This window comes from Rhodococcus sp. C3V (assembly GCF_029269915.1).
Lineage (GTDB): Bacteria > Actinomycetota > Actinomycetes > Mycobacteriales > Mycobacteriaceae > Rhodococcus_F > Rhodococcus_F qingshengii.
In genome coordinates, this window is the sequence record NZ_JARJBE010000004.1 from 506,414 (window position 1) to 529,430 (window position 23,017).

General features: G+C 63.7%; 24 protein-coding genes. 18 read left to right on the forward strand and 6 right to left on the reverse strand.

Annotated elements, in window-relative coordinates:
* The first annotated feature begins 1 nt into the window (after position 1).
* The 4 genes from P3G66_RS14690 to P3G66_RS14705 all read left to right on the forward strand — a co-directional run bounded on the left by P3G66_RS14690 (position 2) and on the right by P3G66_RS14705 (position 5,082).
* Entirely contained in the window at positions 2 to 1,558 is a 1,557-nt protein-coding gene (locus tag P3G66_RS14690) for an aminotransferase class V-fold PLP-dependent enzyme (RefSeq protein WP_276116756.1), read from the forward strand.
* A 127-nt stretch (positions 1,559 to 1,685) separates the two neighbouring features.
* Positions 1,686 to 3,017: a cyclopropane-fatty-acyl-phospholipid synthase family protein gene (locus P3G66_RS14695; RefSeq protein WP_276116757.1), complete on the forward strand. Its 1,332-nt coding sequence runs from the start codon at positions 1,686 to 1,688 to the stop codon at positions 3,015 to 3,017.
* A gap of 20 nt (positions 3,018 to 3,037) precedes the next feature.
* On the forward strand, positions 3,038 to 4,357 hold the full coding sequence (locus P3G66_RS14700; protein ID WP_276116758.1) for an alpha/beta fold hydrolase: 1,320 nt from the start codon (positions 3,038 to 3,040) through the stop codon (positions 4,355 to 4,357).
* Between the two features lie 53 nt (positions 4,358 to 4,410).
* Complete coding sequence (locus tag P3G66_RS14705) at positions 4,411 to 5,082, forward strand: DUF1345 domain-containing protein (protein WP_050655343.1); 672 nt, start codon at positions 4,411 to 4,413, stop codon at positions 5,080 to 5,082.
* 21 nt (positions 5,083 to 5,103) lie between these two features.
* Here the strand turns inward: P3G66_RS14705 and P3G66_RS14710 are convergent, their stop codons facing one another.
* Positions 5,104 to 5,733: a LysE family transporter gene (locus tag P3G66_RS14710; RefSeq protein WP_037130153.1), complete on the reverse strand. Its 630-nt coding sequence runs from the start codon at positions 5,731 to 5,733 to the stop codon at positions 5,104 to 5,106.
* Positions 5,734 to 5,843: 110 nt separating this feature from the next.
* Here P3G66_RS14710 and P3G66_RS14715 point away from each other — a divergent pair, with 110 nt between their 5' ends.
* Entirely contained in the window at positions 5,844 to 6,500 is a 657-nt protein-coding gene (locus P3G66_RS14715; RefSeq protein WP_003942413.1) for a nitroreductase family protein, read from the forward strand.
* The gene (locus P3G66_RS14720) at positions 6,494 to 7,099 is read left to right on the forward strand and encodes a dihydrofolate reductase family protein (RefSeq protein WP_276116759.1); all 606 of its coding nucleotides are present in this window, start codon (positions 6,494 to 6,496) and stop codon (positions 7,097 to 7,099) included. The genes P3G66_RS14715 and P3G66_RS14720 overlap by 7 nt, the downstream gene beginning before the upstream one ends.
* Here the strand turns inward: P3G66_RS14720 and P3G66_RS14725 are convergent.
* Positions 7,096 to 7,899 carry a sulfite exporter TauE/SafE family protein gene (locus P3G66_RS14725; protein WP_276116760.1) on the reverse strand — a complete coding sequence of 268 codons (804 nt, stop codon included), beginning with the start codon at positions 7,897 to 7,899 and terminating at the stop codon, positions 7,096 to 7,098. The two genes, P3G66_RS14720 and P3G66_RS14725, sit on opposite strands and share 4 nt — an antisense overlap.
* Positions 7,900 to 7,991: 92 nt before the next feature.
* Here P3G66_RS14725 and P3G66_RS14730 point away from each other — a divergent pair, with 92 nt between their 5' ends.
* Entirely contained in the window at positions 7,992 to 8,795 is an 804-nt protein-coding gene (locus tag P3G66_RS14730; RefSeq protein WP_042923086.1) for a helix-turn-helix transcriptional regulator, read from the forward strand.
* On the opposite strand, the gene P3G66_RS14735 is transcribed toward P3G66_RS14730, so the two are convergent.
* The 3 genes from P3G66_RS14735 to P3G66_RS14745 form a co-directional block, all read right to left on the reverse strand.
* Positions 8,773 to 9,222 (reverse strand): hypothetical protein, encoded by a 450-nt coding sequence (locus tag P3G66_RS14735; RefSeq protein ID WP_007732260.1) that lies wholly within the window; start codon positions 9,220 to 9,222, stop codon positions 8,773 to 8,775. The genes P3G66_RS14730 and P3G66_RS14735 overlap by 23 nt on opposite strands.
* A gap of 46 nt (positions 9,223 to 9,268) precedes the next feature.
* The gene (locus P3G66_RS14740; protein WP_082239003.1) at positions 9,269 to 10,522 is read right to left on the reverse strand and encodes a family 1 glycosylhydrolase; all 1,254 of its coding nucleotides are present in this window, start codon (positions 10,520 to 10,522) and stop codon (positions 9,269 to 9,271) included.
* Positions 10,523 to 10,661: 139 nt separating this feature from the next.
* On the reverse strand, positions 10,662 to 13,916 hold the full coding sequence (locus P3G66_RS14745) for an arabinosyltransferase domain-containing protein (RefSeq protein ID WP_276116773.1): 3,255 nt from the start codon (positions 13,914 to 13,916) through the stop codon (positions 10,662 to 10,664).
* A gap of 70 nt (positions 13,917 to 13,986) precedes the next feature.
* On the opposite strand from P3G66_RS14745, the gene P3G66_RS14750 reads away from it, so the two are divergent.
* The 11 genes from P3G66_RS14750 (at position 13,987) to hisF (ending at position 22,378) form a co-directional block, all read left to right on the forward strand.
* Positions 13,987 to 14,532: a hypothetical protein gene (locus P3G66_RS14750; RefSeq protein WP_276116761.1), complete on the forward strand. Its 546-nt coding sequence runs from the start codon at positions 13,987 to 13,989 to the stop codon at positions 14,530 to 14,532.
* A 153-nt stretch (positions 14,533 to 14,685) separates the two neighbouring features.
* Positions 14,686 to 16,008: a histidinol dehydrogenase gene (gene hisD / locus P3G66_RS14755; protein WP_276116762.1), complete on the forward strand. Its 1,323-nt coding sequence runs from the start codon at positions 14,686 to 14,688 to the stop codon at positions 16,006 to 16,008.
* Positions 16,005 to 17,147, forward strand: a complete 1,143-nt coding sequence (locus P3G66_RS14760) for a histidinol-phosphate transaminase (RefSeq protein WP_003942385.1) — start codon at positions 16,005 to 16,007, stop codon at positions 17,145 to 17,147. The genes hisD and P3G66_RS14760 overlap by 4 nt, the downstream gene beginning before the upstream one ends.
* Positions 17,144 to 17,758: an imidazoleglycerol-phosphate dehydratase HisB gene (gene hisB, locus P3G66_RS14765; RefSeq protein ID WP_003942383.1), complete on the forward strand. Its 615-nt coding sequence runs from the start codon at positions 17,144 to 17,146 to the stop codon at positions 17,756 to 17,758. Before P3G66_RS14760 ends, hisB begins: the two co-directional genes overlap by 4 nt.
* Positions 17,755 to 17,904 (forward strand): hypothetical protein, encoded by a 150-nt coding sequence (locus P3G66_RS14770; protein ID WP_007732248.1) that lies wholly within the window; start codon positions 17,755 to 17,757, stop codon positions 17,902 to 17,904. The genes hisB and P3G66_RS14770 overlap by 4 nt, the downstream gene beginning before the upstream one ends.
* 92 nt (positions 17,905 to 17,996) lie before the next feature.
* Complete coding sequence (locus P3G66_RS14775; RefSeq protein ID WP_042923080.1) at positions 17,997 to 19,118, forward strand: MFS transporter; 1,122 nt, start codon at positions 17,997 to 17,999, stop codon at positions 19,116 to 19,118.
* Between the two features lie 9 nt (positions 19,119 to 19,127).
* Positions 19,128 to 19,763 carry an imidazole glycerol phosphate synthase subunit HisH gene (gene hisH / locus P3G66_RS14780; protein ID WP_003942389.1) on the forward strand — a complete coding sequence of 212 codons (636 nt, stop codon included), beginning with the start codon at positions 19,128 to 19,130 and terminating at the stop codon, positions 19,761 to 19,763.
* Positions 19,760 to 20,011 (forward strand): hypothetical protein, encoded by a 252-nt coding sequence (locus tag P3G66_RS14785; RefSeq protein ID WP_042449550.1) that lies wholly within the window; start codon positions 19,760 to 19,762, stop codon positions 20,009 to 20,011. The genes hisH and P3G66_RS14785 overlap by 4 nt, the downstream gene beginning before the upstream one ends.
* A gap of 19 nt (positions 20,012 to 20,030) precedes the next feature.
* Complete coding sequence (priA, locus tag P3G66_RS14790; protein WP_003942371.1) at positions 20,031 to 20,765, forward strand: bifunctional 1-(5-phosphoribosyl)-5-((5-phosphoribosylamino)methylideneamino)imidazole-4-carboxamide isomerase/phosphoribosylanthranilate isomerase PriA; 735 nt, start codon at positions 20,031 to 20,033, stop codon at positions 20,763 to 20,765.
* A gap of 9 nt (positions 20,766 to 20,774) precedes the next feature.
* Positions 20,775 to 21,608, forward strand: a complete 834-nt coding sequence (locus tag P3G66_RS14795; RefSeq protein ID WP_003942414.1) for an inositol monophosphatase family protein — start codon at positions 20,775 to 20,777, stop codon at positions 21,606 to 21,608.
* Positions 21,605 to 22,378 carry an imidazole glycerol phosphate synthase subunit HisF gene (hisF, locus tag P3G66_RS14800; protein WP_095969965.1) on the forward strand — a complete coding sequence of 258 codons (774 nt, stop codon included), beginning with the start codon at positions 21,605 to 21,607 and terminating at the stop codon, positions 22,376 to 22,378. Before P3G66_RS14795 ends, hisF begins: the two co-directional genes overlap by 4 nt.
* Here the strand turns inward: hisF and P3G66_RS14805 are convergent.
* Complete coding sequence (locus P3G66_RS14805) at positions 22,375 to 23,004, reverse strand: TetR/AcrR family transcriptional regulator (protein ID WP_037126827.1); 630 nt, start codon at positions 23,002 to 23,004, stop codon at positions 22,375 to 22,377. The two genes, hisF and P3G66_RS14805, sit on opposite strands and share 4 nt — an antisense overlap.
* Positions 23,005 to 23,017 lie beyond the last annotated feature (13 nt).

Sequence of the window (23,017 nt, forward strand, 5' to 3'; positions counted from 1 at the left end):
GATGAGTTCCACTCAGGCCGAGGAACTTCAGGGCAAGATCGTCGAGAGCGCAAACCTCGAGAAGAGGGCGGCCGACATCTTGACTCGGCTGCGTTCGCTTCGTGAGCAGGACGCTCCGACGCACGGAGGCCGGGTTCTGTCGTACGTGTACGACAGCGGCCTCGCGGCCCTCGACGAGTTGGCAGCGGACGCAGCTCGATTGGTTCAGCCGGTCAACGGTCTCGACCCGACGGTGTTCCCGTCCACGGCGGTGATGGAGCGTGAGTTGGTTGCGTTCGCACGCGAGTTCCTCCATGGAGCTTCAGACCCAGCCGCAGATACAGACGCCGGAGGCGTAGTCGTCGGCAATGTCACCAGCGGCGGAACGGAGAGTTGTGTGTTGGCCGTCAAGGCAGCTCGCGACTTCCGTGGGCTCCCGCCGGGTGAGGGTTCGCTGGTTCTGCCGACCACCGCGCATGCCGCTTTCCACAAGGCAGCTCACCTGCTCGGACTGGAACTGATCCTGGTACCCGTAGATCCCACGTCGGGGCGCGTCGGCGCACAAGATATTGCGACGGCAGTTCGGAAAGACACGGTCTTGATCGTCGTCTCCGCGCCCAGCTACCCGTTCGCGGCGCTCGACCCGATCGCCGATGTCGCGGAAGTTGCTCGTGCACATTCGATTCCACTGCATGTCGACGCCTGCATCGGTGGGCTTGCGTTGCCGTGGTGGGGTGATCTGCCACCCTGGGATTTCCGGGTGCCCGGGGTCACCAGCATGTCGGTCGATTTCCACAAGTACGGATACTCGCCCAAAGGCGTTTCGGTCCTGCTGCACCGAGGGCGAGATCTGCATCGCAAGCAGTATTTCGGACTCACGGACTGGCCGGGGTACCCGGTGGTCAATCCCACGCTTCTCGGTTCCAAATCCGTTGCTGCTCTTGCCGGTGCTTGGGCGATTTCGCAAGTCCTCGGGCAATCCGGGTACGCCGAATTGGTGTCCCGGGCGCAGCGGGCCACTCGTGCACTGATCGGCACGGTCGAGGCAATCGAGGGTCTTCGCGTCGTGGGCTCGCCGGTGGGACCACTGTTCGCGTTCGCTACCGACGACTCCGTGCCGCTCGAACGGCGAGTGGATCCGCATCGCTGGGTGAGCGCTGTCGGTGCCCGCGGCTTCGTCCTTCAAGGGCAGCCGGCGTCGACGCAACCTGACGGGACGACGTTGCCTCGAACAACCCACCTCACCGTCACCCCGGTGACGGAATCTGTGCTCGGCGAGTTGACCAGCGCACTCGTCCTCGGTGCCGACGACGTTCGCGGCTCGGCGGCAGCCGAAGCGCCGCCGGCCCTGGCAGAGTTGGCCGGAGCATTCGAACGTGGCGATGTCACCGTCGCCGATGTTCTTGCGTTGCCCAGTGACGCCGTCGCGGCAGCGTTGACGTCGGCGGGGCTGGATCCTCGGGGCTCTTCCGATTCTCCCTTGGACATGGCGGCCGTCCTCGCGGCAGTGGAATCGCTGCCACGTGAGGTCACGAAGAGACTGCTGGTGGAATTCCTCGCCGGACTGGTGGAACCCTGAACTCGGCGATGAATACCGAAACCGCGATGAACACTGTCCAAAACTCGGACAAATGGCGCGAAAGATTCGCGAATCGGGCGTAAGTTTTCTGTCATCGGCTAACCATCTTTTGTCGGAGGGTTGATCAGTGACTGGTGCCGCGGCCAAGATTTTGACGGTGTTCGAGGAAGTGATCGGGGTTCCGATTCCGGTCCGCGTGCGATGTTGGGACGGTTCGGAGGCAGGGCCACGGGACGCCGCCGCGCAGGTTCACTTCCGGAATCGGCGTGCCCTACGGCGGGTCCTGTACTCTCCCAACGAATTAGGGCTGGCGAGGGCGTACGTTTCCGGCGATCTGGACGTAGACGGCGACATCTTCGCGCTCCTCGACGTCCCGGAACTGGTCACGCGGCTCGGTGAGAATCGTTTGTCGACGTTGCCGCTGCGCTCGGTTGTTCGCGCCGCCGGTACTTTCGCCGGCTTGGGAGCGGTGGGTCCACCACCGTCACCCCCGGCGATCGAGATGCGTAGTAAGCGAGGCAAGCGGCACAGTAGATCACGCGATTCGGCGACTGTCTCCCATCACTACGACGTCGGGAATCGCTTCTACGAACTGTTCCTCGGGCCGAGCATGGTTTATTCGTGCGGATACTGGCCGGAAGGTGTCGAATCCCTCGAAGCCGCGCAGTACGCGAAGCTGGACTTGATTTGCCGCAAGCTCGATCTGAAGCCGGGAATGCGACTGCTCGACGTCGGCTGCGGTTGGGGATCGATGGCATTACACGCCGCCCAGAACTACGGCGTCGACGTCGTCGGAGTCTCGCTGAGCAACGAGCAGGTCGAATACGCCAAGGGGCGAGTTGCCGACGCGGGTTTGACCGATCGCATCGAGATTCGGGTGCAGGACTACCGCGACGTCGACGACGGCCCTTACGACGCGATTTCGAGCATCGGCATGTCCGAGCACGTGGGCCTGGTCAATTTGCCGGTGTACACGGCAAAACTCTACGACTTGCTCGTGCCGCAGGGTCGTCTGCTCAATCATGCCATCGCCGCGGTGAAGTCGTTGTCGGACAACGTCGATGACGGTCCCAGCTTCATCGACAGGTACATCTTCCCGGACGGTGAGATCCTTCCGTTGAGTAAAACCATTGATGCGCTGGAACTTTCGGGTTTCGAGACGCGTGACAGCGAAGCGTTGCGCGAGCATTACGCACTGACACTGCGCGCATGGGTGCAGAACCTCCGCGAGAACTGGGACGCATCGGTCTTACAGGTCGGTGCTCCCCGGGTGCGTACCTGGTTGCTGTATCTCGCTGCCAGTGCCCTGGGTTTCGAGGAGCCGCACAGGCTTACGATTCATCAGGTTCTGGCCGTGAAACCAGGGGATCGGGGGGCCAGCGGCATGGCCCGCTCGCGTGACAGTTGGTATCGATCGATTGAAGTCCCGCAGATCGAAACCGGTCCGCGCGTCGACTGAGGCCTATACGTTGGATTTCCATGAGCACCCGGAAGGTTGTCCTCGCGGCACTGAAGGTTTCGGCCGTTGCGGTATCGGCGCTGTTGCCGACCTCGCTGCTGTTCACACCGATGTCGAACGCCGAACCCGTGAACGATTTCTACGACGCGATTCCGGGCGACGTCGGTGATCCGGGTTCGGTGATTCGGACGGAACCGCTGGCTCTGGCCGGTGCCGTCGGCGGAGTGCCTGGTGTGGGGACCCGGATCCTGTATTCGAGTACCGACACCCACGGATCCAAGGTTGCTGTGTCGGGCTCGTACCTGGAGCCGGCTGCCCCGTGGTCAGGAGCGGGCCCCCGCCCGACGGTGGTGATCGGTCCGGGTACGCAGGGCCAAGGTGATCAGTGCGCGCCGTCGAGGATGTTTCCCACTGCCGGTCAGCTCCGCCTGGCGGAACCCGGGAATCCGTCGAACTACGGTGCCGGTGTGGACAGTGTCGGTGTCAACTACGAGTCAGCTTTTGCTTTTGCTTTCCTCGCCCAGGGCGTTCGTGTATTCGTCACCGACTACATCGGACTCGGAACACCCGGCGTCCATACCTACGTCAATCGCGCCGAGGAAGCCCATGCGATGTTGGACGGTGCACGCGCTGCCCGAGCCCTCGCGCAGGCAGGAGATGACGATCCGATAGCGCTGTGGGGCCACTCGCAGGGCGGCGGCGCCACTGCCGCTGCAACCGAACTGGCACCCGAATACGCGCCTGAGTTGAATCTGGTCGGGAGTTACGCGAGCGCGCCCCCGGCAGACCTGGCAAGCGTTCTGCGTCATATCGACGGTACCGGCCTGATGGCCGCGATCGGCTACACGATCAACGGCGTCCTCGACCGCTATCCCGCCGCCCGAGAGCCGATCGAATCTCGACTCAACGACTACGGCCGGTCCGTGCTCGCCGACGTCGCCGGGCAATGCCTCATCGATTCCCGAACCAAGTACGGGAAGCAGTCGACGGCGTCGTGGACCACAGACCGACGACCACTCGCCGACGTGGTGGAATCGGTACCGGAGATCCAACAGGTGATCGAGGAACAACGCATCGGGCGGCGAACCCCGGCCTCGCCGATTCTGGTCAACGGAGCGCTCAACGACGATTTCATCCCGTACGAGCAAACCCGGCGCCTGGTTCAGGACTGGTGCGCGCGCGGGGCCGAGGCGACGTTGTTCACCGACACCCTGCCTGCGGTGAATCCGGGGAGCGGCAACAACCACCTCGCGCCGGCCGTAGCGGATTTCGGCGTCGGATTGCAGTACGTGCTGGACAGATTCAACGGCAAGCCGATAGTCGGTGCGTGCAACGCCTGAGTCGCCGTGTCACGGAACCACCGTCTCACTTCTAACAGTGGTTGACTGAGCCCGTGAACGATCGACCGCACGACCTTCCGATCAACCCGGTTCCACGGAGCGCCCTGGGTGCCGGGCCGGCGCTGAGAGTGTCGACGGGTCTGCTGCTCGGTGTGGCCGCCGGCGTCGTCACGGCGTTGGTCGGCTACCCCCGATTCGCGTTTCTGATCGGCTGGGATGTGGCGGCGATGGTGTTCACGGTGTGGACGTGGATTCTGGTCTGGCACTTCGACGCGACGCTCACCGCAAGCCACGCAACGCGCGAAGAGCCGGCCCGAAACGTCGCGCACCTGCTGATTCTCGGTGCCGCCGTCGCGAGCCTGGTCGGTATCGCGTTCCTGCTCCTGGCGGCACCCGACGGACATCACTACCAAGTAGTGGCGGCATCGGTTGCAGTTGGCAGCGTCGTGATCTCGTGGCTGGCGGTACACACGCTCTTCGCCCTCGGATATGCACGGCTGTACTACTCCGGCCCCGACGGCGGAATCGATTTCAATCAGGAAGAACCGCCGAGGTACAGCGATTTCGCCTACGTGGCGTACACGGTCGGGATGAGCTTCGCGATTTCCGACACCAACTTGAAGTCGTCGGACATGCGCGCGATGGCACTCGGCCACGCATTGCTGTCGTACCTGTTCGGTTCGGTGATCGTGGCGTCCGTCGTCAACTTGATTGCGGGCCTGTGATCTCTCGAGCCGTGTGACCGATCAAGCCGCTGCACGCCCGATGCTCGAGAGGAAGCCGGCGGCTCCGAAGAACAGGCCGGCGAACACTCGATTGGTGGTTCGCTGCTGTTTGGGGGAGCGCATCAAGGTGAGCACCCGGGCGGCCAGGCCGGTGTATCCGGTCATCACGATCACGTCGACTGCGCACATCGTGGCGGCGATGATCAGATACTGCGGCAGCAGCGGCGCCGACGGGTCCAGGAACTGCGGGAGCACTGCGAGCATGAAAACGACGGCCTTCGGATTGCTCGCGTTCACGAGAAATCCGCGAAGCATCATCATCGGACCGGAACTGCTCGCGGCTGCCTCGTCGGTCTCGACCTCGGTGGGCGCCGATCGCCACTGCCTGATCCCCAGGTAGACGAGGTATGCGACACCGAACCACTTGATCAAGGAAAAGGCCACGGTCGAACTGGCGAGAATTGCACCGACCCCCGCCGCGACAATTCCGATCTGCAGCAACAATCCCAACTGCAGCCCGAAGATGTTCCAGTATCCGCGTCGCAAGCCGTAGGCAAGTCCCGACGACATCGACGCAATGGCGCCGGCCCCCGGCGACAGGCTGATCACCCAACTTGCTCCGAAGAACGCCAACCAGACGTGCCAACTCATGTCGAAAGTCCTTTGATCGGGAAATACTCCCGACAACGAGCACGCACGGGATCAGAAAAGTGTAGACGGACAGTCCTGCTCACTGCTCGCGACAGTGCAATGATCGGGAGATGACGTCGTATCCCGTACTCGACCTGACACCCGACGAATTGCTGACCACAACGCGGACCGTTCGAAAGCGTCTGGATCTGACCCGTCCCGTGCCGTTGGACCTGGTGAAGGAATGCCTCCAGATCGCCCTGCAAGCGCCCTCCGGTTCGAATCGCCAGGGCTGGCAGTGGATGGTGGTGACCGATCCGGCACTGCGTGCAGCAGTCGGGCAGATCTACAAGGAAGTGACCGACGAGTACCTTGCCTCTCACGGTTCGGCGGCAAAACTCTTCGCCGATGATCCCGATCGCGCGCCGATCCAACAGCGCGTGGGCACCAGCGTCGCGTGGCTCGGTGAGCACATGGGTGAGGTGCCGGTCCTTCTCATTCCGTGTATCAAGGCGGGCAAGACGCTGCCGGAGGGGAACCAAGCCGGTCTGTGGGGTTCGCTACTCCCGGCTGCGTGGAGTTACGCGCTGGCCGCGCGGGCACGTGGGCTCGGTACGGCGTGGACGACATTGCATTTGCAGCGTGAAGCGGAAGTTGCCGAGCTGCTGGGTATTCCGGCCGGATTCCATCAGGCTGCGCTCATCCCGACGGCGTATTTCACCGGCGAGACGTTCAAACCCGCCGCCCGTGAACCGGTCGACAACGTGCTGCACGTGGACCGATGGTGAGCCTGATCTACTCGGCGATCTGCTCGATCGACGGGTATGTGGCTGATGAGCAAGGAAACTTCGACTGGGCGGTTCCCGACGCGCAGGTCCATGCGTTCGTCAACGAGCTCGAGAGGGGAGTCGGCACGTACCTGCTCGGGCGCCGGATGTACGAGACGATGATTCCCTGGGAAACAATGGCATCCGAGGATCTCGAGCGTTCTTCGGTGGCAGGAGGACCTTCGGCTCCGGACGAGTTTGCCGGAATCGAGTCGGCGACCGCCGAGTTCGCTCAGATCTGGGGTGGCATCGACAAGATCGTGTACTCCACGACGCTGAACGAGGTGTCGACGGCGCGCACAACGATTGCCCGGGACTTCGACGCCGACGCCGTTCGTGCGCTCGAGAGCGAAGCGGTACAAGATATCTCGATCGGTGGACCGACGGTTGCGGTTAGTGCTTTCGCGGCGGGTTTGGTCGATGAAGTCAGACTGTTCCTGTGTCCGGTCAATATCGGTGGCGGATTGCGAGCTCTCCCGGAAAGCCGGCTTGATCTGCAACTGCTCGAGGAGAAAACCTTCGACGGTGGCGTCATCTATCTGCGATACGCCGTTCGCTAAGCAATCACCATCACTGCCGTGACGACGCCGAGTAGAGCGATGTAGGCGGCGGCATGGACTCGGTCCGGTATGGCACCGACGATTCGTCGGCTCAGCGCGATCGCCGGTAGGGAACCGGCGAGTAGTGCACAGACGGCCAGAAGGTCGACAGCGCCGACTCTGCCCGCCGACAGATCCGAGGCTGAACTGTGCCCTGATGAGACCGCATACACCGCCGTCGCGACGACGGCGACAGGCAAGCTCAACGGGTTGGCGCTCGCGGCGGCGTCGGCCATCGGAACTCCGCCGCGTCGCATCATCGGAACCGTCATGACGCTCCCGCCGACTCCGAGGAAACTTGCGACGGCACCGATGCCTATCCCGACAGCGCGGACGCCGTGACGGTCAAGATGTTCGCGAGGTTCAGGTGGTGTCAGAAACCCTTGTCGCAGAAGACTGTCCAGGATTGTCACCAGCAGGTAGATGACGAACAGAATCCGGACGACCCCGTCGTCTACGTGGCCCGCCGCAACCGCTCCGAGCCCGGCTCCGAGTGCGATGGGACCGATCAGAGGTCTGATGTACTCCGTCCGAAGCCGTCCTGACTTCCTGAATGCGATTGTGGCACTGAGTGAATTGACCACCATCACGGCCGCCGAGGATGCTACGGCGACATGCATCGGATCGATGACGTCCGGCCGAAGTGTGGATGCAGCGTAAACGACTGGGACAGTGACGAACCCGCCACCGAATCCGAAAAGAACGGTGGTGACTCCGGTCAGGGCGCCGAAAGCGAGAAGGATGAGGGAGTAGTGAAGCACTTGATGAACGGTAGCGATTTCTCCGTTGGCGCACATTCGAAGGTTCGCCACGCTCCATTGTAAATCGGACACGGACTCGGTAGGTTCCTCCGGTGCGCAACATCTCGATCAACGACGTCGATCACTCACCCCGCGGTGTTCTCGCAATCGGAACCGACTACCCACCCGGTCACGTGCTGGCGGCCCACGAACATCGGCGAGCCCAGTTTCTCTTCGCTGTGAACGGTGCGATGAACGTCGAAACCGAAGACGGTGAGTGGACGGTTCTGCCGTCCAATGCGGTCATGATTCCCGCCGGTGTCGCTCATGCCGTGACAATGGACGGCGTCAGCACGCGAAGCCTCTACATCGAATCGTCCGCAGCGCCGTGGTTCCCGGTCAGGTGCCGAGTCGTCGCAGTATCGTCGCTCCTGCGTGAGCTACTTGTCGCTGCAGTCGACGTGGATGTCGAGCTGAATGTGGAGGACGACTTCCCCGCACACGGACGCGGCGCCGCGGTACTTCAGCTGATCCTGCACGAACTTCGCGATCTTGCGCCCCTACCTGTGGAACTCCCGCTGCCTCGGCACCCGGGATTGCGGGCGTTGTGCGCGCAGTATCTCGCAGCCCCGTCGATCCATGACTCGCCCACGCGGTGGGCTGACCGACTCCACGTCAGTGAACGAACACTGCACCGCTTGCTGATCTCGGAAACGGGGATGAGCGCGTCGTCGTGGATGCAGCGTGCCTGCATTCTTCACGCGCTTCCGAAACTTTCTGCCGGGGCCAGTGTGACGGCCGTTGCGTCTGAACTCGGATACTCGACGCCGGCTGCCTTCGCGGCGATGTGCACCCGAGTCTCGGGTGCACCGCCCAGTAGCTATCGGGCGCGCGTCACGACACAGACACCGGGATGATGTCGGCGACGACGTCGTGGATGAGACCGTCACGGACTTCGAAGGTTTCACGAATCTCCACGGTCATGAGGCGAGTGCCGCCGATTCCCGCGTCCAGCAGGTAGGTGGTCGAGACGATGTCCCCGGCCTCCGACATCTCGAGGTCTCGGACGCCCTGGATAACGCGGTATTGGATGCCGTTTTCGAGGTCGGCGGACATCTGTGGTCCGGAGAACCCCGTCTTGAGTCCGGCTTCGACGCGGGTCGCATCCGGGGCGAAATGAACATCGGAGACGTCATGGGAGACGAGGGCGTCGATGTAGGCGCGTGCTTGCGCCTCGCGGGGTGAATCGGCCGGGTTCGGGGCTGCCGTCGCAGCGCCTCCGGCAACCAGGATCAGGACAGCGGTGGCAGCGGCAGTTCCGGCGATATTTCGCAGTGTTCGCATGGGACATCCTAACGACGAGGAGTGGAGGAATTTCGGAAAACGGCCCTCATCGAGTAGCCGTACAGCTGCGGGGAGGATCGACGAGCGAGCAGAAAGCCGGGGCCATGACGGGCACGTAGTCGGCCCCGACGCCGTTCTCGTGAATGATCCGGCGGTAGGCGTCGACGCCGTCGGTCGGGATTCGCGCCGCAGTGGGATCGCCGAGAACATCGACCGTGTAGAGGCCGAATCGAGGTCGGTACGAACCCCATTCGTAGTTGTCGGTGATGGACCAGTAGTTGTAGCCGATCACGTCGGCACCGTCTTCTCGGGCGCGTTCCATCCAATAGATGTGATCGCGTAAGTGATTCGCGCGTGTGTATCCGTCGGCACGCGGCGCTCCGTTGTCGGTGGGCATGCCGTTCTCGACGATGTAGAGGGGGAGTTCCGGGTACTTGCCCGAGTACCGCATCAATGCGTCGTACAGGCCTTCGGGCTGCGGCGTGACGTTGTAGAACTCGTCGAGTGCGGCGTACGCGGCAGTCGGATTGTTCAGGGCCACACCGTAGTAGTAGTCGATGCCGAGAAAGTCGAGCTTGTCGCGCACTCGATCCGTGAATACCGAATCGATCGCCTCGGACACGCCGGGAATGAAGGAGAAATTACTGCTTACACGGGCACCGGGATCGAGAACATGGATGCGGTCGTAGATCGCCCGGTGGACTCGGACCAATGAGTCGAACATCGACGGCGCCTGGGTGAGTGCGATTCCGCCGTAGGTCAATTCGCGCTGAACGTACACAGTCGGCTCGTTGATCGTGATCCACAGCGCCCCGATTCCGGAGTACCGCTCGACTACCTTCTCTGCGTTGACGAGCCAATCGGCTTCCGTCTTCGGATTTGTCCAGCCGCCTTGATCGACAACCCATCCCGGATACACCCAGTGGTCGAGCGTGATCATCGGAGTCATGCCCCGCGCGCGGATGTGAGCTACCACGTCGTCGTAGTAGGCGAATTCGGTCTCGTTCCAGCTCCCGGCGGCGGGCTGAACTCGCGCCCACTCGACGCCGAATCGGAAAACCTTCGATCCCAGATCGGCCGCCCGGTCGATGTCCTCGGCGTAGCGATGACGGAAGTCGACCGAGTCACCGATCTTGTCGTGGGTTCGTCCGGAATCGGAGTATCGAGACCAGTTGCTGTCCGGCGACGAACCTTCCGATTGGAATCCGGAGGTGGCAACGCCCCAGAGGAAGTCATCCGGTACCTCAGCCGAGGCGTGAGCGGGAAGGGTCAGCGCCCCGAGCAGGCACGTCAGTGCCATCAGCGCAGGCGCGATAGACCGTGACAGGGCTCCCATGCCTGGGAGACTAAGTCATACAAGTGTCCAGTCGCAGGCGTTTCGTCCGATCCGCCCGCGGCTGGACCGTGTCACTCAGTGACCCAGCCGCTCAGAAATTCGCTCAGAAAACCATGGTCATCGATCCCGGGTTCCACGTCCCGGAGCGCTGAACGGTCGTTTCGTCGACCTGGGCAGGTACTGCACTCGGATCGATCGGTGTGTACTTCTCGATCGAACCCCAGTCGCGAGCCCAGTCGTTGTCGAGATACGACGGAATGGTCTGCGCGGTCAGGAGCAGATCGATCCACCCCAACGGTCCACCGCCGTAGTGGTCCTGCCAGGCACTGGTCACGAGCGCGCCGGAATGGTCGGGAAGGATCCGATACTCGGGGACCTCGGCGATACCGACCCGATGATCGAAGGGGCGTTGGCATGGGAATGCCAGTCCGACAGCCCAATCCAGCATGACGGGCGCCTGTGAACCGACGACGTCGTTGAGCTTCTGGGTCTTCGGAACCCGCGGCGGGGTGACGGCCACCCATTGGTCGGGCTTGCTGTCGTAGTCGCTGACGACCAGTCGAATGCTGTTGGCTTCGACGGGAATCTGATCCAACGGCACACGCAGGTTCCGCCATGACGGCGCCGGGCCGATGTCGAGGGGCGCGATCTTTCCGAGTGTTTCGACAGCGTCTGTTTCGGCATCGTCGACGCCACGCGCTGTGCCGTACTCGACCTCGACGTTCTGGCCGTAGGTGACGATTCCGTCCTTGTCGACGGACCGAACACGACCAGCCGCGGCAATCGAGATGATGTCGCCACGTGTGGCGTTCTCGCCCACGTCGGGGAGTTGGTACCAGTCACTGGTCAGAGTGCCGGGGGAGGGCTGACCGTAACTACCCATGACGGGTGTTGTCGCCGGGTCGAGACCGAACGGCAACGCGACCGAACTGCCGTTGACTCCGGTCTGTCCGGCGCCACCGCCGGTTCCGGCCGAGTTGCCGGCGGTGTCCTCGGAGGTGTCGACGGTGTTCGCGCCGCCGGTAGCCGTGGCTTCCTTGTCTGCTCGAAGGTCGGAGGCGACGCCATTCGGATCGAATCCCGTAGCCCCACCGGCGGACAGTCCTGTGGCGACGCTGCCCGAGAGGGGCGTCAGCATCGAGGCGTTCGGATCGGTCTCGAGCAGAACGTCGTTGGCGAGACCGCAATGTCGGCCGAGAACGGCGTCGACGTTTGCACGGCCCACCGAATAGGCCGGGTACTGGGTGACCGCGCCCTTGGCCATGGACAGCACCTCGAAGAGGACCATGGCACCTGCGGCAACCGTCAGTGGCGAGATGGCAAGCAGTCGAGCGTGCTTCGCGGACGGTTCCTTCCCCGCGGTGTACGGCTCACGGAAGAAGTACCACGCGGCGACGCCGAGCATCAGCACCGTCAGCCCGAGGAGGACGGTGCTCGCGCCGAGTCCGCTGATGGACACAGGCTTGTCCCACCACGGAACGCTGTAGCTGGACACGTAGTAGTAGCTGTTGCTGCCGGTGAATGCCACCGCGAGGAGGAACAGGACGGCCGCCGCGAAGAGGGCCCGATTGCGCGGCGAGCGCAGGAGTTTCGTTCCCACGGCGACGGCCGTCATCATCGCCAGAACGGCGGTGAGTCCGGCAAAGATTCCGAAGTGGTGCGTCCACTTGGTCGGCGAGAACATCAGCAGTGGCAGTGCGCCGATCGTCAGCCCCACGACGCGGCGTGACGGGCCGGCGGCCAAACCGGGAATCCGGCCGCCCTTGCGCAGCATCATCGCGGTGCAGACGCCAAGGCACAGAACCATGACGAACACACCGAATCTGCGGGTCAGGGAACCGTCGACGGAGATGTTGAAGAGGTACTGATAGCGGAGGTACTCGTCGAACCAGGGCTGATTCGGTGAGATCGAGTGGACGCGTTGCATCTCGATGACGGCGGCCAGACTTTGATCGCCGAACGCGGGGATGAGAATCGAGAGTCCGGCAGCTAGCAGTGGCCCGACAGCCGCGACGTAACCGGTGGTGCGCGCACGTTCGATGATGATGCGCATGATCGGGCGTATTCCGGCGATGAGTGCGGCAAAGCAGATGAGGCCGGAAGGGCCGGCAGTCAAGGTGAATCCGGCGATCAGGATCGCGACTGCGACCGGCAGAAGTCGTCTCGTCGCGACGGCGCGTTCGATCGAGCACCAGGTCAGCAGCACGCCGAGGGCAACGATCGGTTCGGGGCGCAGTCCGTTGTTGAACGGAAGCCAGAATGCGAGGAAGACAAGCGCGCCGGTCCAGAGGGCGAGTCGATTTCCGCGAATGGCGGCGCCCAGCCGAGGCGCAACCTCCCGGCTGATGACGAGCCAGGTGATGATGCCTGCCAACAGAGCAGGCAGACGGACCCAGGGGCTTGCGGTGCTGACGTGGGCCAGGAGTCCGAGGATGTTGTAATACGGCGTTCCGAACGGGGTTTCGGGGACCGCGAACCACCGGAAGTAGTTGGACATGTAGCCCGATTGCTCGGAGGCTCTTGCCATCGTGAACTGGTAGCCGTCGTCGGTGGTGGTAGCGCCGATGAAGTGCCACAGCACCAGCGTTCCGACAACGACGCCGTCGAGGACGGTGAACTTCCACCATCGGGCGGGCAGAAATTTGCGTGTGCCCCGGCCGTCGCGGTTGTCGAGGCGGTGCAGCGCGAAGAGGGACACGACAGCCGTGAGTGCACCGAGAATCATGGCGAGAGTCTTGATCACCGACGGGCTCGACGTGAAGCGTGAGTCCGCCTCGATCGAGACGTTCAAACCGGCTGCCGCCGAATCGAGGTCGCTGAAGACGCCGACTACCTGTGGCCGGCTGTCGCCCTCGATGACGCGCGGTTCGGAACCGGTGGCACTGAAGGTGGTTCGGGTCGGCTCGGCGGCGAGCGTGAGTGCGCATCCACTCGGCAGATCAGCGACGGGTGTCGAGAGCAACACTCGATCGCGCAGGACAACGTCGACCCGAGCGGGAGCGTCGGCGGATTCGGGGGAGACAGTGGCAACAAATCCGTAGCGGCGCGCATCGGCGGCACCCGGGGGAGCAGTCGAGACGAGCGTTCCTCCGGTGGCGGCCAACTCACTGATCGACGCGCACGGAATCGATGCCTCCATGCGCAACGGTGTGTACGAGACCAATGGCGCCTCGACGCTTGTCGTCGACCCGGCCTGCGGCCAGTTGACGGCGGCGGTGTCCTGTTCGATCGGCAGGAACGGTATCGAGCCGCACAAAACTATGCCGAGGATGGATGCGACAATCGCAACGATCCGTGCTCGGTTCGGTCCGCTGGATCGCTGAGGGGTCGGCAAGGCCGGAGGTGCGGTCGTGGCCACGTCACTGTCTGTCACGACTTTGGACCCTAGCTGTGCGTGACGTGTTTGTTATAAAAGCGCGAGTAATGGGATGGTCGTGTTCCCGGTGCCGTTCCACGGTGTGGGGGTTGTCGGCGATCGAGGCGGGGGTGCTGTGCACGAAGTTCACGAGTCCATTTCGTTGAGCCCACTCCTGCGCCGTTCGACGGTCGCATTCTGCGTCGTCCTCGGAATTGTCCTGGTAATTGTCTGCGGGTTCGCGGCGATCGTGGATCGCGACTCGGCAGGCTACGTCGGCGCCGTGTTGTCCGCGGTCCTGTCCTTCGGGTTGGCCGCGTACATGTGGAAGGTGCGCGTGATCATCACCACAGACGTCGAACGAGTGTCGATCGCGCTGTCTCCGGGGCTGCGTCAGGTATTTAGGTGGGACGAAGTTGTGTCTGCCACTGCAGTACATATCGGGATGGGCTCCGGAATCGGTTATCGAATGACCGGCCCAGGTTTGCGGGTAATTCTCGCATCTCCCGGCGACGGGGTCCGCTTTCGTCTGCATGACGGCCGTGAAATCTCGGTGGCAACACCTCGACGGGACGAGCTGATCGAACTCGCCCGGCGGCGGGCGCCGGACCTGCAGTGAGCGTTGCAGGTGGACCGGTGAAAAACGGGGTGCGCCTATCCTGGATAATTGACATCAGTTCTGTGTTTCAGGCGCGCTGTTCAGGGCCTGTGATGCCGGACCGGTTTGCTGCCGCTTGCACAGGCACCCCGTTTGCGTACGAGAGGAACTCTCATGCTTGCCCGCACCGACCTGCGTGGTCGTACTCCATCCACGGCCGAACTTCGCGCCGCGCTTCCCCGAGGTGGAGTGGATGTGGACGCGGTACTGCATCAGGTTCGCCCGATGGTCGAAGCCGTCCGTGATCGCGGGGCAGAAGCCGCCCTCGAATTCGGCGAGAAGTTCGACGGCGTTCGTCCGGCTTCGGTTCGTGTACCCGCAGCCGAGCTCGAGCGCGCACTTCGTGAACTCGACCCCGCAGTCAAGGAAGCCCTCGAGGTTGCGATCGAGCGCACCCGCAAGGTGCACGCCGATCAGCGTCGCAAGGACACCGTCACCGAGGTCGTTCCGGGTGGCACGGTCACCGAGCGTTGGGTTCCGGTCGAGCGCGTCGGGCTGTACGTGCCCGGCGGCAATGCCGTGTACCCGTCCAGCGTTGTCATGAACGTCGTGCCGGCTCAGACGGCCGGCGTCGGATCGCTTGTTGTCGCCTCGCCGCCCCAAGCCGACTTCGGCGGATTGCCGCACCCGACCATTCTTGCCGCCGCAGCCATGCTCGGCGTCGACGAGGTGTGGGCCGTCGGCGGCGGGCAGGGCGTCGCCCTCCTTACCTACGGCGGAACCGACACCGATGGAACCGAGCTTGTCCCGGTCGACCTCATCACCGGTCCCGGCAACATCTACGTCACTGCCGCCAAGCGTCTGTGCCGCGGACTGGTCGGCATCGACGCGGAAGCCGGTCCCACCGAGATCGCGATCCTCGCCGACCACACCGCTGACCCGGTCCACGTTGCCGCCGATCTCATCAGCCAGGCCGAGCACGACGTGATGGCCGCCAGCGTTCTTGTCACGAGCAGCGTCGACTTGGCCGACGCGGTCGACAAGGCTCTGGCTGCGCAGCTCGAGATCACCAAGCACCGCGAGCGCGTCACCACGGCACTGACCGGTAGCCAGTCGGGCACGGTGCTCGTTTCTGATGTTTCCGCTGGTCTGCGCGTCGTCAATGCGTATGCGGCAGAGCACCTCGAGATCCAGACCGAGGATGCAACCGGGGTGGCAGCTCAGGTCACCAGCGCTGGTGCCGTGTTCGTCGGCCCGTGGGCGCCGGTCAGTCTCGGCGACTACTGCGCCGGCTCCAACCACGTTCTGCCGACGGCCGGGTGTGCACGCCACTCCTCCGGTCTGAGTGTGCAGACGTTCCTTCGTGGAATCCACGTGATCGACTACTCCGAGTCTGCACTGAAAGACGTTGCCGGACATGTCATCACGCTGGCCAATGCGGAGGATCTGCCGGCTCACGGCGAGGCTGTGCGTCTGCGATTCGAGGCTCTGCGATGAGTAGTGCTCCTGGAGAGTCGATTTCGGTCGACGCCCTTCCGATTCGCGAGAACCTGCGTGGAAAGTCGGCGTACGGCGCACCGCAGTTGACGGTTCCGGTTCAGCTCAACACGAACGAGAACCCGCATCCGCCGACCCAGGCGCTCATCGACGATGTGGCCGAATCCGTGCGCGAAGCCGCGAAGGAACTGCACCGCTACCCCGACCGTGACGCTGTGGCGTTGCGGACGGATCTGGCGGCGTACCTGGCGAAGCAGACAGGTGTACCGGTCACCGTCGACAATCTGTGGGCGGCAAACGGATCGAACGAGATTCTGCAGCAACTTCTTCAGGCGTTCGCAGGTCCGGGACGTAGCGCGATGGGTTTTGTGCCTTCGTACTCGATGCACCCGATCATCGCCGACGGTACCGATACCGAGTGGGTCGAGGTCTTCCGTCGGGACGACTTCGCACTCGACGTGGATGCTGCCGTCACCGTGATTGCGGAACGTCGACCCGACGTCGTGTTCGTGACCAGCCCCAACAACCCGACCGGACACAGCGTCGGCATTGCGGAACTGCGACGGATCCTCGACGTGGCGCCGGGCATCGTGATCGTCGACGAGGCGTACGCGGAGTTCTCCGCTGCCCCCAGCGCGATGACGCTGATCGACGAGTTCCCGGCCAAGCTGGTTGTGACCCGCACCATGAGCAAGGCTTTCGCGTTTGCCGGTGGCCGACTCGGCTACCTCGCCGCCGCTCCCGCGTTCATCGACGCACTGTTGTTGGTGCGCTTGCCGTATCACCTCTCGGTGGTCACGCAAGCGGCGGCACGTGCCGCCCTGCGTCACGCCGACGAGACCCTCGGCAGTGTGCACGCCTTGTCCGCCGAGCGCGATCGAGTGTCGAAGGCGCTGGCGGACACCGGTTTCCGAGTGATTCCCAGTGACGCGAACTTCATCTTGTTCGGTCAGTTCACCGACAGTGCACAGGCGTGGAAGGAATACCTCGACCGCGGGGTTCTCATCCGCGACATCGGCATCCCCGGATATCTGCGGGCCACCGTGGGACTCGAATCCGAGAACGACGCGTTCATCAAGGCCAGTGACGAAATCGCAGGCACCCAGCTGGTCGACACGAATTCAGGAGAGACGGCATGAGCGATCGCATCGCGCGGATCGAACGAACAACTCGGGAATCAAGCATCGTCGTCGAACTGAATCTGGACGGGACCGGCATCGTCGACGTCTCCACCGGCGTTCCGTTCTTCGACCACATGCTCAACGCGTTGGGTACTCACGCCAGCTTCGATCTCGACGTCAAGGCGAAGGGCGACGTCGAGATCGACGCTCACCACACCGTCGAGGACACCGCGATCGTCTTCGGCCAGGCGCTCGGCCAGGCACTCGGCGACAAGAAGGGCATCCGTCGTTTCGGCGACGCTTTCATCCCGATGGACGAAACGCTGGCGCACGCGTCGGTCGACGTCTCCGGTCGCCCTTACTGCGTGCACACCGGTGAGCCCGACTACATGGTGCATTCCGTCATCGGCGGGTACCCGGGCGTTCCGTATCACGCGGTGATCAACCGCCACGTGTTCGAGTCGATCGCATTGAATGCACGTATCGCACTGCACGTTCGGGTTCTGTACGGCCGCGATCAGCATCACATCACCGAAGCCGAGTACAAGGCCGTTGCGCGCGCTCTGCGTGAGGCGGTCGAGCCGGATCCGCGCGTGAGTGGCGTGCCGTCGACGAAGGGCACACTGTGAGCGTCCTCTTCACCTACTTGCTGTTCATCGGCGCGGGTATTGCCGTGGGCGGCGCCTACTCGATGTTCAAGGTCAACAAGCTTGCGTCGGGAATCCTTCTGGCGTTGGCGGTTCTGGCGGCGGTAGCGGGCGCACTGCGTCTGTGACGCGAAAAGTGACTGTGTCTGAGACGCGAAAAGTGACTGTATCTGAGACGCAAGATCCTGCTCCATCGCCGGGGTTGCTTCGCACACCGGGCATGATCGGTGTCCTGATCATGGCGGCAGCAGCTTTCGGTGGCTGGTCGTTGCTGTTGCCGGTGGTGCCGTTGCTGGTTGCGCAGTCCGGCGGATCGGATGCGCTTGCCGGATCGGTGACCGGTGTCTTCATGGCGGCCACGGTCTTGACGCAACTGCTCGTGCCTCGGTTGTTGCGGACGCAGGGCTACCGGCGCGTGCTGGCGGTCGGGTGTCTGCTCCTCGGCCCACCGTCGTTGGTGCTGTTGATCTCGGCCGACGCCGGCCCTGTCCTGGCGGTTTCCGCGGTGCGTGGCATCGGTTTCGGCATGCTGACGGTGGCCGGCAGTGCACTGGTGGCGGAGTTGGCGCCCAAACGAATTCTGGGCCGTGCCACCGGTGCTCAGGGAATCGCAATCGCAGCGTCACAAATGGCGGGGCTTCCGCTGGGGCTTGCGATCATGGAACGGTGGTCGGCGACACCGGTGTTCGTCCTCGGTGCGCTGATCCCGGCGCTCGCGCTGGTGGCCATTGCCGGGTTGCCGAAGATCTTCGCCCAGCCGACCGGGGAATCCGTTCGACTGAGTGTGTTCGCCGTCTTGGTTCCGGTGCTCGCTCTGGCGTGTGTGTCCGCCTCGTTCGGCGGATTGTCGTCTCTACTGCCGATCGCAATCTCGGAGCGTGCGGCCGTTGCTGGAGTGGTGTTGGCGACCGCCAGTGGGTCGATGTTGGTCGGCCGGTACTCGGCGGGCCTGATCGCCGATCGTCTCGGCAGTGGTCGGACACTCGCGCCGGCATTGGCGTCGTCGACCATCGGATTGGTGCTGTTCGCGATCAACGTCGACGGCGGGTCGACGCCGGTCTTGTTCTGCGCGGCGGTCCTTTTCGGGCTGGGGTTCGGGGCGGTGCAGAACGAGTCCTTGGTCATGGCGTTTCAGGCTGCCGGCCCGAGGCAACTCGGATCCGCCAGCGCGATCTGGAACATCGGCTACGACGCCGGCACCGGAATCGGTGCACTGGCGTTGGGATTCGTGGCCACGACTGCCGGCTATGCGTGGGTCTTCGCGGTCTCTGCGGTCGTTGTCGCTCTGCTCCCGGCACTGGCCGCGGGCGGCAAAGTGATCGGCAGCAGGGTTGCCCGATAGAGTTGGGGCATGAGCGCTTCCACGATTGCTGTACTCGATTACGGCTCCGGCAACCTGCATTCGGCTACTCGCGCACTGGCGCGCACCGGGGCGCAGGTGGAGGTGACCAACGACATGAAGGTTGCACTGGCGGCCGACGGTCTCGTGGTGCCCGGCGTCGGCGCGTTCGCGGCCTGCATGGAAGGTCTGCGTGCAGTGCAGGGTGACCGAATCATCGGCAGACGCCTGGCTGGTGGCCGACCGGTGCTGGGCATCTGCGTCGGCATGCAGATTCTGTTCGACCGGGGAGTCGAATTCGGTGTCGAGGCGGAGGGCTGTGGCGAATGGCCCGGCACCGTGGAGAGGCTGCAAGCAGAGGTCCTGCCGCACATGGGCTGGAACACAGTGGAGGCTCCGGAGTCCAGCACGCTGTTCAAGGGCATAGACGCCGATACCCGCTTCTACTTCGTCCACTCCTACGGTGTGCAGAGTTGGGAGCTCGCGCCGTCCGAGCACATTGCACCCCCGAAGCTGACATGGGCCGATCACGGCGGAAAGTTCCTCGCTGCCGTCGAGAACGGTGCGTTGTCGGCAACGCAGTTCCACCCCGAGAAATCCGGTGACGCAGGCGCCGAGTTGCTGAGCAACTGGGTGCAGAGTTTGTGACCGGGGGATCCGGACCGAACCGCGGTGACGATTTCTCCCTCGCCCGTCTGGCGTTGTTCTCGCTCGGCGCCGCTGTGGCTGCGCTGGCGGTCGCAACTGTCGTCATCGTTGTTCTCAAACCATCGCCGGGCGTCGGCCTCGTGATCGGTCTCGTGGGGGTCGTCGCTGCGATTGCGGCAATGGGCGTCGTATCCAAGCGGATGACCCGAAAAGCGTTCGGTGACCCGGAAGACGGTTCGAGGTCCTGACCTACTAGGGTTACCGCACGTGAGCCTGGTCCTTTTGCCTGCTGTAGATGTCGTCAACGGTGAAGCTGTTCGCCTCGTGCAAGGAGAGGCGGGAAGTGAGACCGGTTACGGGTCGCCCCGCGACGCTGCTCTTGCGTGGCAGAACGACGGTGCCGAATGGGTGCATCTTGTCGACCTCGACGCTGCTTTCGGGCGTGGGTCCAACAGCGAACTGTTGGCCGGCGTCATCGGCGACCTGACGGTCAAGGTGGAACTGTCCGGTGGAATCCGCGACGACGCTTCCCTGGAAGCCGCACTGGCCACCGGCTGTGCTCGCGTGAATCTCGGTACTGCCGCTATCGAGGATCCCGAGTGGTGTGCGCGTGCATTGGCCAAGTACGGCGACAAGATCGCTGTCGGCCTCGACGTTCGTCTCGTCGACGGTCAGTACCGCACCCGTGGTCGCGGCTGGGTCACCGACGGCGGCGATCTGTGGGAGACCCTCGCGCGTCTGGACCGTGACGGCTGCACTCGTTACGTCGTCACCGACGTCTCCAAGGACGGCACCCTGACCGGTCCCAATCTCGAACTTCTCAGCCAGGTCTGCGCGGTCACCGACGCGCACGTCGTCGCCTCCGGTGGTGTGTCGACCATCGAGGATCTACTCGCCATTTCCAGCCTGGTTGATCAGGGTGTCGAGGGCGCGATCGTGGGCAAGGCATTGTATGCCGGTCGCTTCACTCTCCCCGAAGCGCTGGCAGCAGTTTCCGGATAGATTTTCCAGATGACTCCGACGCGTGACCTCGACGAACTTCTCGCGATTGCGGGTCGGCTTCTCGACGGCGTCCACGATCAGTTCGTCTCCGGTGTCGGCGCCCCGAGTGCGGTCCGCAAGGGCTGGGGTGATTTTGCCACCGAGGTAGATCTTGCGCTCGAGAAGCGGTTGACCGCGGAGTTGTTCGAGCAGACCGGCATCGAGGTGCACGGCGAGGAATTCGGCGGTCCCGACGTCGGTTCCGGGCTCGTCTGGGTTCTCGACCCCGTTGACGGTACTTTCAACTACTCGGCCGGATTGCCCACTGCCGGAACGCTGTTGGCGCTTCTCGACGACGGTGTCCCGGTGCTCGGATTGACCTGGCTTCCATTGATCGGTCACACGTACGCGACTCGCGCCGGCGGTCCGTTGTTGGTCAATGGAATCGCCGTACCGCCGCTGGAGCCAACCGATCTGGCGTCGTCGATCGTCGGCTTGGGTGCGCTCAACGTCAACAGTCGAGGGCGGATCCCCGGCAGTTTCCGTCTCGACCTCCTCGCCGAGATCAGCAAGGTGTCCTCGCGGATCCGGATTCACGGTTCAACCGGAGTCGATCTGGCCTTCACCGCGGCCGGCATCCTGGGCGGTGCGATCGTCTACGGCCGCAACGCGTGGGACAACGCGGCCGGGGTCGCGCTCGTTCGCGGTGCGGGCGGGGTGGTCACCGACCTGGCCGGCCGCCCGTGGACCGTAGAATCGGAGTCGGTGCTCGCTGCCGCTCCGGGCATCCACGGTGAGATTCTCGATATCCTCAACGCGCTCGGTGATCCGCGCGCTTCGTCCTCAGGAGGACCACAGTCATGACCCTCGCAGTTCGTGTGATTCCGTGCCTCGACGTCGACGCCGGGCGAGTGGTCAAGGGTGTCAATTTCGAGAATCTTCGCGACGCCGGAGATCCGGTGGAACTCGCGGCAGCGTACGACGCTCAGGGCGCCGACGAACTGACCTTCCTGGACGTGACCGCCTCCACGTCGGATCGCGGCACGATGCTCGACGTCGTAAGTCGCACTGCCGAGCAGGTTTTCATTCCTCTGACCGTCGGCGGTGGAGTGCGCACGGTCGCGGATGTCGATCGTCTGCTGCGTGCCGGTGCCGACAAGGTCAGCGTCAACACCGCGGCGATTGCGCGCCCGGAACTGCTGAAGGAACTGAGTGAGCGATTCGGCTCGCAGTGCATCGTCCTCTCGGTCGATGCCCGCACCGTTCCCCAAGGGCAGCCGGACACACCGTCGGGGTGGGAGGTCACCACGCACGGGGGCAAGCGCGGCACCGGGATCGACGCTGTCGAGTGGGCCGAGCGTGGTGCAGAGTTGGGAGTGGGGGAGATCCTGCTCAACTCGATGGATGCCGACGGCACCAAGGCCGGCTTCGACCTTCTGATGATCCGCGCTGTCCGTGCAGCGGTCCACGTACCGGTGATCGCCAGTGGCGGTGCCGGCCTGGTCGAGCACTTCGCCCCGGCTGTCGAAGCGGGCGCGGACGCAGTTCTCGCCGCAAGTGTCTTCCATTTCGGCGATCTGAGCATCCCGCAGGTCAAGGATGCGATGCGTGCCGAGGGAATCGTCGTTCGCTAGGCGTTCTCGGCGCGGATTCCGTCGAACATGAGGCGGCTGATGGCTTGGTTCAACGCCGTGCAGTCGACGGACGAACCGGCTCGCAATCCTTGAATCGCACTTGCCAGCATCATGCCGTTGACGGCGTGGGCAGTGTTGTCGACATCGAGGTCGGCGCGCAGATAGCCGCATTCGACTCCGTGGTGGAGGTACGCCGCGGTCAACGATGCCGACTGGTCGAGTAGATCGAGCATCCGGCCCGTCAGATCGGCGTCGACGCCCGTCGTCTCGAACAGCAGAACCCGCGGGATGCGGGGGTCGTCGAAGAAGATGCGGGGGAGCGCCTCGGCGATCCGTCCCACCTGGGCGCGGTACTCGTCCAGTGTGCTGGCGGCGTCGGGAGCATTCTCGGTGGCCAGTGCGCTGATGATCTTTGCGACGAGGTCGTCGATGACGTGATCGATGATGTCGCGCTTGTTCTCGAAGTACCGGTAGAAGGTCCCATGGCCGATTCCGAGAGTTGTTGCGATGTCGGCAATTCCGGTTGCGTGATAGCCGCGCTGGGCGAAGCACTCGAATGATGCGTCGATGATCTCGCGGCGCAATTCCGCCTTTTTTCGTTCCGCTCTGGTCATGGCCTTCGTCACATCAGGAATGATA